Origin of the sequence: Nocardioides sp., assembly GCF_036401255.1 — a bacterium.
Lineage (GTDB): Bacteria > Actinomycetota > Actinomycetes > Propionibacteriales > Nocardioidaceae > Nocardioides.
Genome location: NZ_DASWVI010000343.1, coordinates 1 through 13,251, shown reverse-complemented (window position 1 = coordinate 13,251; position 13,251 = coordinate 1). Strand labels below are relative to the sequence as shown.

The 13,251-nt window shown below is 73.2% G+C and carries 15 protein-coding genes; 9 read left to right on the top strand and 6 right to left on the bottom strand.

Annotation, left to right across the window (positions count from 1 at the left end):
• Positions 1–149 precede the first annotated feature (149 nt).
• Both VGD85_RS15875 and VGD85_RS15870 read left to right on the top strand, forming a co-directional pair.
• Positions 150–1,019 (top strand): oxygenase MpaB family protein, encoded by an 870-nt coding sequence (locus tag VGD85_RS15875; protein ID WP_331064406.1) that lies wholly within the window; start codon positions 150–152, stop codon positions 1,017–1,019.
• Positions 1,020–1,076: 57 nt separating this feature from the next.
• The gene (locus tag VGD85_RS15870; RefSeq protein WP_331064405.1) at positions 1,077–2,351 is read left to right on the top strand and encodes a carboxypeptidase-like regulatory domain-containing protein; all 1,275 of its coding nucleotides are present in this window, start codon (positions 1,077–1,079) and stop codon (positions 2,349–2,351) included.
• Position 2,352: 1 nt separating this feature from the next.
• Here the strand turns inward: VGD85_RS15870 and VGD85_RS15865 are convergent, their stop codons facing one another.
• A complete protein-coding gene (locus tag VGD85_RS15865) occupies positions 2,353–2,727 on the bottom strand; it encodes a nuclear transport factor 2 family protein (RefSeq protein WP_331064404.1) in 375 nt (124 codons plus the stop codon).
• 79 nt (positions 2,728–2,806) lie between these two features.
• Between VGD85_RS15865 and VGD85_RS15860 the strand changes: the two genes are divergently transcribed.
• Positions 2,807–3,406, top strand: coding sequence for a hypothetical protein (locus tag VGD85_RS15860; protein WP_331064403.1), 600 nt, complete (start codon positions 2,807–2,809; stop codon positions 3,404–3,406).
• A gap of 52 nt (positions 3,407–3,458) precedes the next feature.
• On the opposite strand, the gene VGD85_RS15855 is transcribed toward VGD85_RS15860, so the two are convergent.
• Together VGD85_RS15855 and VGD85_RS15850 are read right to left on the bottom strand one after the other, a co-directional pair.
• The gene (locus VGD85_RS15855) at positions 3,459–3,722 is read right to left on the bottom strand and encodes a DUF4031 domain-containing protein (protein ID WP_331064402.1); all 264 of its coding nucleotides are present in this window, start codon (positions 3,720–3,722) and stop codon (positions 3,459–3,461) included.
• A complete protein-coding gene (locus VGD85_RS15850; protein WP_331064401.1) occupies positions 3,719–4,450 on the bottom strand; it encodes a copper homeostasis protein CutC in 732 nt (243 codons plus the stop codon). Before VGD85_RS15850 ends, VGD85_RS15855 begins: the two co-directional genes overlap by 4 nt.
• A gap of 73 nt (positions 4,451–4,523) precedes the next feature.
• Between VGD85_RS15850 and VGD85_RS15845 the strand changes: the two genes are divergently transcribed.
• On the top strand, positions 4,524–4,868 hold the full coding sequence (locus tag VGD85_RS15845; RefSeq protein WP_331064400.1) for a hypothetical protein: 345 nt from the start codon (positions 4,524–4,526) through the stop codon (positions 4,866–4,868).
• A 107-nt stretch (positions 4,869–4,975) separates the two neighbouring features.
• On the opposite strand, the gene VGD85_RS15840 is transcribed toward VGD85_RS15845, so the two are convergent.
• Positions 4,976–5,635, bottom strand: a complete 660-nt coding sequence (locus VGD85_RS15840) for a GntR family transcriptional regulator (RefSeq protein WP_331064407.1) — start codon at positions 5,633–5,635, stop codon at positions 4,976–4,978.
• 261 nt (positions 5,636–5,896) lie between these two features.
• Here VGD85_RS15840 and VGD85_RS15835 point away from each other — a divergent pair, with 261 nt between their 5' ends.
• The 4 genes from VGD85_RS15835 to VGD85_RS15820 are packed head-to-tail and all read left to right on the top strand — an operon-like array spanning position 5,897 to position 10,540.
• On the top strand, positions 5,897–6,670 hold the full coding sequence (locus VGD85_RS15835) for an ABC transporter ATP-binding protein (RefSeq protein ID WP_331064399.1): 774 nt from the start codon (positions 5,897–5,899) through the stop codon (positions 6,668–6,670).
• A gap of 10 nt (positions 6,671–6,680) precedes the next feature.
• Complete coding sequence (locus tag VGD85_RS15830) at positions 6,681–9,221, top strand: ABC transporter permease (protein ID WP_331064398.1); 2,541 nt, start codon at positions 6,681–6,683, stop codon at positions 9,219–9,221.
• Between the two features lie 39 nt (positions 9,222–9,260).
• Positions 9,261–9,875, top strand: a complete 615-nt coding sequence (locus VGD85_RS15825; RefSeq protein ID WP_331064397.1) for an alpha-ketoglutarate-dependent dioxygenase AlkB — start codon at positions 9,261–9,263, stop codon at positions 9,873–9,875.
• Positions 9,876–9,904: 29 nt separating this feature from the next.
• Positions 9,905–10,540, top strand: a complete 636-nt coding sequence (locus VGD85_RS15820) for a class I SAM-dependent methyltransferase (protein WP_331064396.1) — start codon at positions 9,905–9,907, stop codon at positions 10,538–10,540.
• A gap of 30 nt (positions 10,541–10,570) precedes the next feature.
• On the opposite strand, the gene VGD85_RS15815 is transcribed toward VGD85_RS15820, so the two are convergent.
• On the bottom strand, positions 10,571–10,780 hold the full coding sequence (locus tag VGD85_RS15815) for a CDGSH iron-sulfur domain-containing protein (protein WP_331064395.1): 210 nt from the start codon (positions 10,778–10,780) through the stop codon (positions 10,571–10,573).
• Entirely contained in the window at positions 10,777–11,745 is a 969-nt protein-coding gene (locus VGD85_RS15810) for an iron-containing redox enzyme family protein (protein ID WP_331064394.1), read from the bottom strand. Before VGD85_RS15810 ends, VGD85_RS15815 begins: the two co-directional genes overlap by 4 nt.
• 124 nt (positions 11,746–11,869) lie before the next feature.
• Here VGD85_RS15810 and VGD85_RS15805 point away from each other — a divergent pair, with 124 nt between their 5' ends.
• The gene (locus VGD85_RS15805) at positions 11,870–13,219 is read left to right on the top strand and encodes an MFS transporter (protein WP_331064393.1); all 1,350 of its coding nucleotides are present in this window, start codon (positions 11,870–11,872) and stop codon (positions 13,217–13,219) included.
• The last annotated feature ends 32 nt before the right edge of the window (positions 13,220–13,251 follow it).

The following is a 13,251-nucleotide window of genomic DNA, read 5'->3' as shown; positions in this document are numbered from 1 at the left end:
CGCCGGCGGGTTTCACCGGCCGGCCGGTGAAACCCGCACGACACGCCGGTGGAGATCGGCGTGTCGTGCGGGTTCTGGCTGACAGGTCCTCCGGGCGCCGCGAGATTGCGAGCCGCGCAGCCTGCGGGGCTGCCCCGTAGGCTCGACACATGCCGGGCGTGCGTGAGCGGTTGGGCCACGAGCTGTTCCTGCGCGTCGCGGGGCCGGACGGCGCCCGGCACGCCGCACGCATCCACGGCCGCCCCGGGCCGCGCTGGTTCGAGCCGGACAGCCCGATCGCCCGGGTGCACGGCGACGCCTCCATGTTCGTCGGCGGCATCCGCGCCCTGCTCCTCCAGACGCTGCACCCGGCGGCGATGCGCGGCGTGGCCGAGCACTCCGGCTACCGCGGCGACATGTGGGGCCGGCTGGCGCGGACCAGCCGCTTCATCGCAGTGACGACGTTCGGGCACGCCGACGACGCCCAGCGGGCCGTGGACGTGGTGCGCGCGATCCACGACCGCGTGGTCGGCACGATGCCCGACGGCACGCCGTACGCCGCCTCCGACCCGCACCTGCTCGGCTGGGTGCACGCGGCCGAGATCGACAGCTTCCTGCGGGCCCACACCGTCTACGGCAAGCAGCCGCTGGTCGGCGCCGACCGGGACCGCTACGTCACCCAGACCGCAGAGGTGGCGCGGCGCCTCGGCGTCGTCGACCCGCCGACGACCGAGGCCGAGCTGGCGACGACGCTCGCGGCGTACCGCCCCGAGCTGCGCGCCACCCCCGAGGCCCGCGAGGCGGTCGCCTACGTGCTGCTGCGCCCGCCGCTGCCGCTGCCCGCGCGGGTGCCGTACGGCGTGCTGGTGGCGGCCGCGGTGGCACTGATGCCCCGCTGGGCCCGCCGACCGCTGCGGCTGCCGTGGCTGCCGGTGTCCGAGCGCACCGTGGTGCGAGCGCTCGGTGGGATCGCGACCGGGACCATCCGGTGGGCGATGGCGCCCGGCCGCGAGCAGCGCACGACCCGCGCTGCGTCTTGAGCAAACGCTGATCTGCGCTTGAGCGCGGCTGAAGCCGCCGTCCCTACGCTGGAGCACATGCTTCCCCGTGCCCGTCGCCGTGCCAGCCTGCTGGCGTTCGTGGTGGCCCTGCTCGCAGCGCTCCTCACGACCGTCCCCGGGCCGGCCGCGCAGGCCGCCGACGACCAGGCCCTGGTCAACGGCGCGATCCGGTTCCCCCAGCACGACCGGCCGCCGCTGAAGATGCTGTGGTTCGACGAGGTCGGCGGTCAGTGGCACTACCTCGGGCAGCGCAACCTCGGCCGCACCAACGGCTACTCGATGTGGCTCGCGCCCGGCACCTATCACCTGCAGTTCGTCGACCAGCGCCCGGCGTACGACGTCGGCAAGTACGCGCCCACCGACATCCAGGTGACCGTGCGGGCCAACGACATCACGACCCGGGCCGTGACCCTGTGGCCCGGCGCCGCGATCACCGGCACGGCCAAGGCCGGCGGCAAGCCGCTCGCCGGCGCCCGGGTCGTGGCGGCCAACAAGGGGCAGCAGTCGTTCACGACGACGGCCAACAGCAGGGGCCAGTTCGCGATCGGCGGCCTCCCCCGCGGCCAGTACTCGGTGTTCACCTACGACCGCCGCAAGGAGTGGGCCGGCAAGAGCGCCTGGGCGGGCACGGTGCTGCCGGGCAGGCCCAAGAACCTCGCCATCGGGCTCACCGAGCGCGCCGGCAGCATGACCGTCTACCTCTTCACGCCCGAGGGGCGGCTGCGGGCCACGACCCCGGTGACCATCACCAGCCGGAAGACCGGGCAGTGGTGGACCGCGACGGCACGCAACGGCACGGCGGTGTTCAAGGGGCTCTACCCCGGCGGCTACACGCTGAAGTTCGACGGTGCGGGCGTCTGGTTCGCCCGCACCGGCAGCGTCGAGCGCGCGACGGTGAGGTCCGGTCAGATGGCGTTCGGCAAGTTCGACATCACCCAGCGGGGCGGGTGGGTGACCGGCACCGTCGTCGACGGCGGCGATCCGACCACCACGATGGCGAACGCGCAGGTCCGGCTCCTCGATGCGAACGAGAACGTCGTCGCGAGCACGGTCGCGGACGCCGATGGGTTCTTCGAGCTGACCGGCCGGCTCGCCACCCAGGACGGCATGACGGTCGTCGTCGACCCCAAGGCCGACAGCGGCGGCTGGATGCAGGGCGGCCTGTGGTGCAAGTTCGCCCAGGGCAGCCTGGCGCCGGTCGAGGTCGTCACCGGCGAGGAGACCTACGTCGGCGACGTCGAGCTGCCCCGCTCGACCGACAAGGACCAGCCCCAGCAGTGCAGGCCCGCGCCTCGGGCCGGGCGCCGCTGACTCAGCCGACGGCCAGGTCCTCCTCGCCCCAGTAGGCGCGCATGCTGGTGATCCGCCCGTCGTCGTCGAACGCCATCACGTCGACCGGCGCGAGCGTGTAGGTCACCCCGTCGGCGAGCGTGGCGACCTCGAAGTGGAACGCCGCCTCGCCGCCGGCGATCCGCACGGCGAGCAGCCGCGTGGCCTGGTCCAGGCCCTCCAGCGTCGCGTAGAAGTCGCGGATGGCGCCATGCCCGACGCGGGGCTCGGAGCCGACGGGGTCCTCGACGACCGCGTCCTCGGCGTACAGCGCGACGATCTCGTCGGCCGTGCCGGCGCCCACCAGCTCGACGTAACGGTCCACGACCTCGCGGATCCGCTCCCTGCTCGCGGTCATCGACCCTCCATCCCTAGAACATGTTCTCGTTGCGGGGACACGGTAGCGGCTCTCGGCGCCGGGGGTCTTCAATGGCCCCGTGGACCTGCTCCTGGCCTGGCCGCTGCCGTGTTCGCGGGAGCTCGGCGCGCAGCTCGTCGCGGCGTACACCCACCCCGATCGGCGCTACCACGACACCCGGCACCTGGCCGAGGTGCTCGAGCGCGTCCACGAGCTGTGCGCGGAGGGCGCGCCGTTCGACCGGATGCCGGTGGTGCTGGCGGCGTGGTTCCACGACAGCGTCTACGACACCCGACCGCACGCGGAGCGGCGCTCGGCCGCGTGGGCGGCGGAGGTGCTGCCCACGCTGGTGGAGCCCGAGGTGGTCGAGGAGGTGGTCCGCCTGGTCCTGCTCACCGAGCGGCACCGGCCCGCGCGGGGCGACGACAACGGGGGCGCGCTCTGCGACGCCGACCTGGCGATCCTGGCCGCCGACCCCGAGCGGTACGCCGAGTACGCCGCCGCCGTGCGCGAGGAGTACGCCGAGGTCCCCGACGACCGGTTCCGGACCGGCCGGGCCGCCGTGCTGCGCGACCTGCTCGCCAAGCCGCACCTGTTCCACACCACCCATGCCCGCGCCGCGTGGGAGCCCGCCGCGCGCGCCAACGTCGCGCGCGAGCTGGCCGCCCTGGGCGGGTAGTCCCGGACGTCCTCGGGGTGGGTCGATCCGCCGGTCGGGACCCCGAGGGCCGTCAGGGACGAGCGTGCTTGCGGCGGCGCAGCCCGGCCGCCAGCAGCCGGGTGACGAGCTCGCGGGAGGACACCGGGGTGGCGCCGGCGGCGACCACGTCGGCGTACCGGTCGGCCGGCACGTCGTAGTGGTCGCGGTCGAACCCGCGCGCGGGGATGCCGAGGCTCGCGGCGAACGCGTGCAGCTCGTCGTAGGAGGTGTCGCTGGCCAGGTGGGACCAGAGCCGGCCGTGCCCGGGGGCGTTCGGCGGGTCGATGAGGATCATCCGGCGGTGCGTGCGGCCCGGTCGTGCTCGCGGCCCACGAGCTCGTCGAGCAGCAGCCGCCACGACCGCACGTGGCCGGCGTCGACGTAGGCCTTGTACGACGACCCGGGTCGCGCCTGCGTCCCGAGGTGGAACTGGCGGACCCCCGCCCGCACCAGCCACGGCACCTGCTCGGCCAGGAGCCCGCCGCCCGGCATCAGCAGCCGGGCCACGGACGCGTCGCCGGACGCGAGCGCCAGCAACTCGTCGTACCCGGCCTCGAGCCCGCGGGGCGAGCCCGCCGAGCGGACCCCCACCAGGCCGGGCAGCTCGAGCAGGCGACGCCACGAGCGGCGCAGGTCCAAGGTGTCGTCGACCGCGCGGCCGAACGTCCACGGCACGCGGGGCAGCGCGCCGGCCAGGTGGCCGCAGACGTCGCGGTCGATCTCGAGGTCGGCGTCGAGGAACCCGAACGCCACCCCGCTCGCACCGCACGCGAGGTAGTCCTCGGCGAGGCCGATCAGCCGCGACAGCTCACCGCCGGTGGTCGTCCACGTGTCGTTGAGCCGCAGCAGCACGAACACCGGCAGATCGCTCTCGCGGCACACCGCGGAGGCCAGCGCAGGCTCGGGCGAGGTCGCCACACCCGACCCGCGGGCGACCAGGTGCAGCCGGTCGGCGCCCCCCTCGGCGGCGCCGGGCACGTCGCGCGGATCGAGGACCGTGACCTCGAGGAGCGCCTGGCTCATGGGGGCATGGTAGGCCGCGGCGCGGTCCCGATTCGGGAGCCGCGCGCAACCGACCGCGGGGCATGATGGGGCCATGGACAACGCCCTGCTGTTCGATGCGCGGGCTCGGGTGCTCGCCGACCTGCAGGCCCGCGACCACGCGACCGCCGCCGCGGTCTCGGCCCTCGAGGACGCCGTCGCCCAGCGCAAGTGGTGGGCCGAGCAGTGGCCGGAGGGTGAGCAGTACGTTGCCGGGCTGGTCGCCCAGGACGTCCAGGACGCGCTGTTCGAGAGCGTCGGGCGCTGGCCGCTGTGCCACGACTGCGGCCCGGACGCACCCCTGCACACGCTCTACATCCAGCCCGACCTCGGCGGCCCCGACCCGGTGTGGGTGTGCGAGGAGTCCGGGGACGTGATCGCCCCGCTGGGCGGCCTGTGAGCGGGGACGCGCCAGCGGACCCGCTGATGGCGGTCGAGCGAGCCGCGCGACCGAGCTCGCGAGGTCGCGACCGGCGTGTCGAGACCCCGGTGGGCGGGGCGGGGCCGCTATCCCTCGCTGCCCACCTGGATCCACATCGTGAACCGGTCGGCGCGATAGACAGTGCGCGAGACCTCGACGACCTTCTCGCCGGCCAGGGCACGCCGCGAGTGGCGCAGCACCGAGGTGCCCGGGGCGATCTCCAGCAGGCCGGCCTCCTCCTCGGAGGCGACGTCGGCGTTGATGGAGTCCTCCGCCCAGGTCGGCCGCAGCGCGCGGGCGTCGAGCGCGTCGTACAGGCTCGTCGGCATGCCGCTTTGCAGGAAGCCCGGGATCAGCACCTCGTTGAGGTACGCGTCCTCGATGCACATCGGGGCCCCGTCGGCCCGCCGCAGCCGGCGCCAGTGGATGACCGCATCCCCCTCGGTCACGTTCAGCGCACGCGCCACACCCGGGCCGGCCTGCTCCCGCCGCGCGAGCAGCGTCTGCGACTCGGCCAGCAGGCCACGGCGCGCCATCTCCTCGGTGTAGCTCGTCAATCGGCTCACAGCTCGCCGCGGGCGGGCCACGAAGGTGCCCCGCCCGGGAATCCGCTCCAGGAGGCCCTCGACCACGAGGGCGTCCATCGCTTGTCTCACCGTCATGCGGGCGACCCCGAACCGATGCACCAGCTCACGCTCAGACGGTGCAGGTGAACCGGGTGCCGCCCCCGTGACGAGAGTGCGCACGTATTCGCGCACCTGGACGTGCTTGAGCGCACGCCCCTCGGTCACCAGCAACTCGTCCACAGGGGAACTCTAGGCAGTCGGGGACCTCCGCGTCCTCAGATCGGCCGGAACCGCGCGGATCGGAGGAGTCCGGGCCACGAGATCCGTCGTCCCACGGCGCTCGTTCCGCGGCAATCGCACGGCGTACGCAGGGAGGACCTCGAGCAGACTCAGGGGTCTCCCCGATGGCGGGCGTCGGCGACCTTCCGGCAGGCTGCTGCCATGACCGTCACGTCCCCTACCGACTCTCCTGCGGCACGCGCCGTCGACCTGCGCAAGACCTACGGATCCGGCGACTCCGCCGTGCACGCCCTGGCCGGGGTGAGCCTCGACCTCGAGGCCGGCCGGTTCACCGCGATCATGGGACCCTCCGGCTCGGGGAAGTCCACGCTCATGCACTGCATGGCCGCCCTCGACACCCCGTCCGACGGCTCCGTCGAGGTGGGCGGGACCGACCTCGGCCGGCTCAAGGACAAGGAGCTGACGGCACTGCGCCGGGAGCGGATCGGGTTCGTCTTCCAGGCGTTCAACCTGATCCCGACGCTCACGGCGTCGGAGAACATCCTGCTCCCGCTGAACCTCGCCGGCCGCAAGCCCGACCAGGAGTGGCTCGACACGGTCATCGACGCGGTCGGGCTGCGCGACCGGCTCGACCACCGGCCGGCGGAGCTGTCCGGCGGCCAGCAGCAGCGTGTGGCCTGCGCCCGGGCGCTGGCCAGCCAGCCCTCGATCGTCTTCGCGGACGAGCCCACCGGCAACCTCGACAGCACGTCGGGGGCCGAGGTGCTGGCGTTCCTGCGGCGCAGCGTGGACGACTTCGGCCAGACGGTCGTGATGGTCACCCACGACGCCGTCGCCGCGTCGTACTGCGACCGCGTGGTGTTCCTCGCCGACGGCCTGGTGGTCGACGAGATCCAGCGCCCGCGGCGCGAGCAGATCCTCGAGCACATGACCCGCCTGCAGGAGCTGGCGGCGGCCCGCACCACCCAGGCTTGAGGGGCGTGCCGTGCTCAAGCTGACCCTGCGCAACCTGGTCGCCCGCAAGGTGCGGCTGGTGATGAGCGGCCTGGCGATCGTGCTGGGCGTGGCGTTCCTGTCGGGCGTCCTCGTCTTCAGCAACGGCCTGTCGTCGACCTTCGACAGCATCATCTACAGCTCCACCCCCGACGGCGTGGTGCGCGCCGAGCAGACGGCGTCGTTCGACGCGGGCGGCGCCACGACGACGCAGACCCTCTCGCCGGAGGTGGTCGACCAGCTCGCCGCACTCCCCGAGGTCGCTCGCGCCGACGGCGACGTCGTGGGCGTCGGCATGAGCCTGCTCGCCTCCGACGGCACCCTGATCGGCGGCACGGGCGCGCCGACGCTGGCCTTCAACCACACCGACGGGCCCAACATGGCGGGCGAACCGCCGATGGTGCTGAGCAGCGGCCGCTGGCCGACCGCGCCCGACGAGGTCGTCCTCGACGACGCCGCCGCCGACAACGGCGACTACGCGCTCGGCGACGAGGTGAAGCTGCTCGCGCCGTTCGGCGAGTCCGAGCGCACGGCGACCCTGGTCGGCACCGCCGAGTTCAACGGCGGCGGTACGGCGGGTGCGACCCTGCTCGTGTTCAGCACCGAGGGCGCGCAGGACCTGGTCCTGGACGGCGCCGACGCGTTCCACCAGATCTCGCTCACCGCCGCCGACGGCGTCTCTCAGGAGCAGCTGGCGCAAGCCGCCGGCGCCGTGGCGCCGACCGGCTTCGAGGCGGTGACCGGCGACCAGGTCGCGGAGGAGTCGCAGGACGCCGTCGGCCAGTTCCTCGACGTGATCTCCACGTTCCTGCTGGTGTTCGCGATCATCGCGGTGATCGTCGGCGGCTTCATCATCGTCAACACGTTCACGATCCTCGTGGCCCAGCGCAGCCGCGAGCTCGCGCTGCTGCGCGCGCTCGGCGCCGCACGCCGTCAGGTCACGCGGTCCGTGCTGATCGAGGCGGTCGTCATGTCGGCCGTGGCCGCCACCATCGGCATCGGCCTGGGCTGGTTGCTGGCCCGCGGGCTGGCCGCGCTGTTCCGGGCGGTCGGGCTCGACATCGCGAGCGACGCACTGACGCTCGACGTGCGGTCGGTGGTCCTCAGCTACGCCGTCGGCATCGGCGTCACCGTGGTCGCCGCCTTCCTGCCGGCCCGGCGTGCCGGCAAGGTCGCGCCGGTCGCCGCGATGCGGACGGACACGACGCCCGTGCGCCACTCCCTGCGCCGCCGCACGATCATCGGCAGCGTGCTCATGACCCTCGGGGTCGTCTTCGCGGTGATCGGCATCGTCGGCGGGCCCGGCCCCGACGCGCTCTGGGTCGGCATCGCCGCGGCGATCTGGATCCTGACCGCAGCGGGCATCAGCTCGGTGATCGGCCGGCCGGTGCTGGTGCTGTGCCGAGGCCTGTTCGGCCGGCTGTTCGGCACCACGGGCCGGCTGGCGGGAGAGAACGCGCTGCGCGACCCCCGGCGTACCGGCGCCACCGCGTCCGCGCTGATGATCGGCCTCGCCCTGGTCTCCTGCATCGGCGTCCTCGCAGCGTCCCTCAACACCTCGGTCGACGACGTCGTGGACGAGCAGTTCACCGCCGACTTCCTCGTCCAGAGCACCAACTACATGCCGTTCACCACGGCCGTCGGTGACGACCTGGAGAACGTCGACGGGGTGGCGACGGTCAGTCGACAGCAGTGGACCGCCGCGCAGGTGGACGACTCCACGGTCTTCGTGACCGGCAATGACGCGGGGTTCGACGACATCTACGACCTCGAGGTGACCGACGGGCACCAGGAGCTGCGCGGCGACGAGGCCCTGGTCTCCACGGGCTTCGCCGACGACCACGGGCTCGAGGTCGGGTCGCCGTTGAAGCTGACGTTCCTCGCCGGGAAGGCGCTCGACCTGGAGGTCGCCGGGATCATCGAGGGCAGCGAGGTCACCGGCGACGTGAGCGTCCCGCTCGACCTCCTCGCCGACGCCGGCGTGCCGCGGCAGGACACCAGCGTCAGCATCATGCTCGACCCCGGCGCCGACCCGGTGGCGGTCGGCAAGGCGCTGGACGACGCGGTCGCGTCGACCCCGGTCGTGGCCGTGTACGACAAGCAGGAGTTCGCCGACTCGATCCGCGACCAGGTCAACCAGCTGCTGTACATGATCTACGGCCTGCTCGCGCTGGCGATCGTGATCGCGGTGATCGGCATCGTGAACACGCTCGGCCTCTCCGTCATCGAGCGCACCCGCGAGATCGGCCTGCTCCGCGCGATCGGCATGAGCCGCTCGCGCCTGCGACGGATGATCACGCTGGAGTCGGTCGCGATCGCGGTCCTCGGCGCGCTGCTCGGCATGGCCCTGGGCCTGGTGATCGGCACGCTGCTGCGGCAGTCCCTGAAGGACAACCTCACGAGCCTGGGGCTGCCCCTGGGGCAGCTGCTGCTGTTCCTCGTGATCGCCGTCGTCGTCGGCGTCCTGGCCGCCATCGTGCCGGCGGTCCGGGCCTCGCGGCTCAACGTCCTGGACGCGATCGCCACCGAGTAGGTCTCGAACATCTGTTCGATCTCGGCGTATGCTCGCGGCATGGACTTCCAGGGAACGCTGTTCGAGGCGCCCGCGGTGGCCGCGCTCGGCTTCGAGGGGACCGCGCGGCGCCCGCTGACCCGGGGCGCCTGGGTCGACGTGTGCCGCTCCTGGCTGCCCGACGCCGACGACGTGTTCGCGACGCTCGTGCGCGACGTGCCCTGGCGTGCCGAGCGGCGCCAGATGTACGACCGCGAGGTCGACGTACCCCGACTCCTGCACACCTACGGCGCCGGCGACCCGCTGCCGCACCCCGTGCTGGGCCGGGCCCGGGGCGCACTCTCGGCCCACTACCTCCCCGAGCTCGGCGAGCCCTTCGTCACCGCGGGCTGCTGCTACTACCGCGACGGGCGCGACAGCGTCGCCTGGCACGGCGACACGATTGGCCGCGGCAAGTCGCAGGACACGATGGTCGCGATCGTGTCCTTGGGCGACCCCCGTCGGCTGATGCTGCGTCCGCGCCTCGGCGGCTCGTCGATCTCGATCGAGATGGGCCACGGCGACCTCGTCGTGATGGGCGGCTCCTGCCAGCGCACCTGGGAGCACGCCGTCCCGAAGGTCGCCCACGCGGGGCCGCGGATCTCGGTGCAGTTCCGCCCGTTCAACGTGGCGTGACGGCGCCGCTGGAGGGGTACCTCCGGGCCATGACCACCGTCAGCCACGCCCCGGAGACCGTCGGGTTCGGCCCGCTCCGGATCACCTTCGACGGCCGGGTGCTGCGCCCGCGGCCGTGGACCACGGCCCAGTCCGAGTGGGCCGCCGAGATCCTCGCGGACGCACCGGTCGGTGCGGTCCTCGAGCTGTGCGCCGGCGCCGGGCAGATCGGGCTGCTGGCGGTCGTCGGGTCGACCCGGCGGATCGTGTGCGTGGACGTCGACCCGGTCGCCTGCGACTACGCCCGGCACAACGCCCGGGCGGCCGGGCTCGCCGAGCGGGTCGAGGTCCGCGAGGGCCCGATGGACGAGGTCCTGGCCGACAGCGAGCGGTTCGCGCTGGTGATCGCCGACCCGCCGTGGGTGCGCCGCGCCGAGGTGGACCGCTTCCCCGAGGACCCGGTGCTCGCGATCGACGGAGGCGGCGACGGCATGGACCTGGCCTGGTTGTGCGTCGAGACCGCCCGGGACCACCTGATGCGCGGCGCCAGCCTGCTGCTCCAGCTCGGCACCGTCGAGCAGGTCGACCTCCTGCGCGACCGGATGCGCGAGCTCACCGACGACCTCGAGATCGTCGAGGTGCGCTGGTGCGAGCGCGGGGTGCTGGTGCGGCTCGAGCGGCCCTGACCCGCGGCGGGCTCAGCGGACTCAGCGGGCTCAGACCGGGCGGAGCTTCTCCGGCAGCACCTTGTGCGTGCCGTCGCACCACGGGAACGACGCCGACTTGTGGCACCGGCACACCGCGGTCACCGGTCGCGTGGTCTCGTGCGCGACCCCGTCCGCGTCCTCCACGACGTGCCGTCCGCGCAGCAGCATCGGGCCGCCGGGACACAGCACGACGTCGGGGTGGTCGTAGTCCTCGCTCACGCGACCTCGTCCTTGCGCGCCTCGTCGGCGGCGTCCCATCGCTCGAGCATGGCTCGGGCGAAGCGGTCCTCGAGGTCCAGGCAGGTGAAGGCCCCGAACCACACGTCGGCCTCCAGCTCCGGCTCCTCGGCGAGGAGCCCGCCGCAGATCGTGCGCACCGCCAGCTGCTCGTGGACCGCGTCGGCCTCCACGTGCTCGGTGTAGTAGTCGATGATCTCCGCGGGGAACCCGAGCCGCTGCAGCCCCTGGGCCATCCGGCGCGAGGGCAGCGAGCTGGTCGCCTCGAACGCCGCGAGATGCCCGAGCGCGGCGCCGCGCAGGCGGCGGTGCAGGCCGAACAGCGACATCGCGTTGTTCTGCTCGAGCACCTCCAACGGCGCCTCGTCGACATAGGAGTACGACGGGTCCAGGCCGCAGGCCGCCAGGCCCCGCGCCCAGAGATGGTGGTGCAGCCGGTTCGGGTCGCCACCGCCGTACTCGTCGTACTGCAGCTCCATCAGCGCGGCCTTGGCCCGCACCCCGAGTCGGGGCACGACCCACGCGGTCGGGTCGGACTCCTTGAGGTGGTACAGCGACCGCACGCGCAGGAGCTCGAGCACCTGCTCGCGGTCGGCGTCGCGGTGCACGTGCCCGGCCACCGACGCCCCGTCCTGCTCGGCCAGCCAGTCGAAGAAGTCCTCGACGAAGCGCAGGTCACCGGGCGGGGTCCAGCGCTCCCGCAGCCGCGACTCGAGGTCGCGCTCGAGCACGCCGCGCAGCCGGATCAGCTGGGGGTCCCACTCCAGTGCGTCGGGCACCCCCTCGATGCCGCGGTAGTGGAGCTCGTGGAGCACCCAGAGCGCCAGCGCGGTGTCCTCCCCCTCGGAGGCGCCGACGGCCAGCACCGGGTAGAAGTCGTCGGAGCCGGACCGCAGCGCACCGAAGAGCTCCTCGGTGAGCGGGCCGCGGGGCTGGGGCATCTGCATGCCGGGGCAGTACCCCCGGTATCTGGGGCCATGCTCACCCGGTCGGGGGGTCGGGTGTGACGTGCGTGGCGCCGTCGGAAAACCGCGCGCGCGGTGTCGGCGACCGCTGGGAGACTGCTCGGCGATGACCGCGCCGCACGCCCCCTCCCGTCCCACGCTCGCCTCGTTCTGGCACGACCTGCCCCGCGAGGGCCGGCTGCTGCTCTCGGTCGTGGTCTTCGAGTTCATCGGCACCGGCCTGGTGCTGCCCTTCCACGTGGTCTACCTCCACGAGGTCCGGGGCTTCGAGCTCGGCCACGTCGGCCTGCTGCTCGCCGTGCCGCCGTTGCTCGGCCTGCTCGTCGTCGGGCCGGGCGGCTCGGCCATCGACCGGCTCGGGGCCCGCCGGATCCTGTTGGGCGCGGTGTGCCTGCAGGTCGTCTCCAACACCGTGATGGCGTTCTCCTCCAGCGAGTGGATGGCGGCCACCGCGCTGGTGCTCTCCGGCATCGGCTTCGGCGTGAGCTGGCCGGGCTTCCAGACGCTGATCGCCACCGTCGTCCCGACCGAGCTGCGGCAGCGCTACTTCGGCGTGAACTTCACGCTGCTCAACCTCGGCATCGGGATCGGCGGCATCGCCGGCGGGGCGTTCGTCGACGTCGACCGGTTGTCGACGTTCCAGGCGATCTACCTCGGCGACGCCGTCAGCTACCTGCCGGCGATCTTCCTCATGCTGGTCCCGTTGCGCCACGTCGCCGGCCGGCCCGTCCACGACGACGACGCTCCCCCGCCGACGGTCAGCTACCGCGAGGTGATGCGCCGGCCCGCGGTCGCCTCGCTGATGCTGCTCAGCTTCGTGTCGTCGTACGTCGGCTACTCCCAGCTCAACGCCGGCATGCCGGCGTTCGCCCGGGCGGTGGGCGAGGTCTCCACCCGGGGTCTGGGGCTCGCGTTCGCGGCCAACACGTTCGTGATCGTGGTGCTCCAGCTGGTCGTGCTGCAGCGCATCGAGGGACGCCGCCGCACCCGCGTGATCGCGGTGATGTCGGTGGTGTGGTCGCTGTCGTGGGTGCTGCTCGGCGGCACCGGCCTGGTCTCCGGCACGTGGGGTGCGACGCTGCTCGTCGCCGGGTGCGCGTCGGTGTTCGCGTTCGGCGAGACGCTGCTGCAGCCGACGGTCCCGGCGCTGGTCAACGACCTGGCGCCCGACCACCTCCGCGGCCGCTACAACGCGCTCAGCTCCGGGTCGTTCCAGCTCGCCGCGATCATCGCCCCGCCGGTCGCCGGCTACCTGGTCGGCCACGGTCTCGGCAGCGTCTACATCACCTCGCTGGTCGTGGGCTGTCTGCTGTGCGGTGCGCTCGCGGTGCTCCGCGTCGAGCCGCAGCTCAGCCCGGAGGTCAACGGCGTGAGAGCACCGGTGCGGGTGACCGAGGCCGCCGACGTCGTCGACCCCGTGCCGACGGTCAAGACCCAGACCAGCGCGCTCGACTAACCGTGGTCGGACGCTGGGTCGTGGGGGGGAGG

Bases quoted from the DNA above. Each gene is read 5' to 3' on its own strand.
- VGD85_RS15875 (WP_331064406.1), top strand. From the start codon at position 150: ATGCCGGGCGTGCGTGAGCGGTTGGGCCACGAGCTGTTCCTGCGCGTC.
- VGD85_RS15870 (WP_331064405.1), top strand. From the start codon at position 1,077: ATGCTTCCCCGTGCCCGTCGCCGTGCCAGCCTGCTGGCGTTCGTGGTG.
- VGD85_RS15865 (WP_331064404.1), bottom strand. From the start codon at position 2,727: ATGACCGCGAGCAGGGAGCGGATCCGCGAGGTCGTGGACCGTTACGTC.
- VGD85_RS15855 (WP_331064402.1), bottom strand. From the start codon at position 3,722: ATGATCCTCATCGACCCGCCGAACGCCCCCGGGCACGGCCGGCTCTGG.
- VGD85_RS15850 (WP_331064401.1), bottom strand. From the start codon at position 4,450: ATGAGCCAGGCGCTCCTCGAGGTCACGGTCCTCGATCCGCGCGACGTG.
- VGD85_RS15845 (WP_331064400.1), top strand. From the start codon at position 4,524: ATGGACAACGCCCTGCTGTTCGATGCGCGGGCTCGGGTGCTCGCCGAC.
- VGD85_RS15835 (WP_331064399.1), top strand. From the start codon at position 5,897: ATGACCGTCACGTCCCCTACCGACTCTCCTGCGGCACGCGCCGTCGAC.
- VGD85_RS15825 (WP_331064397.1), top strand. From the start codon at position 9,261: ATGGACTTCCAGGGAACGCTGTTCGAGGCGCCCGCGGTGGCCGCGCTC.
- VGD85_RS15820 (WP_331064396.1), top strand. From the start codon at position 9,905: ATGACCACCGTCAGCCACGCCCCGGAGACCGTCGGGTTCGGCCCGCTC.
- VGD85_RS15810 (WP_331064394.1), bottom strand. From the start codon at position 11,745: ATGCAGATGCCCCAGCCCCGCGGCCCGCTCACCGAGGAGCTCTTCGGT.
- VGD85_RS15805 (WP_331064393.1), top strand. From the start codon at position 11,870: ATGACCGCGCCGCACGCCCCCTCCCGTCCCACGCTCGCCTCGTTCTGG.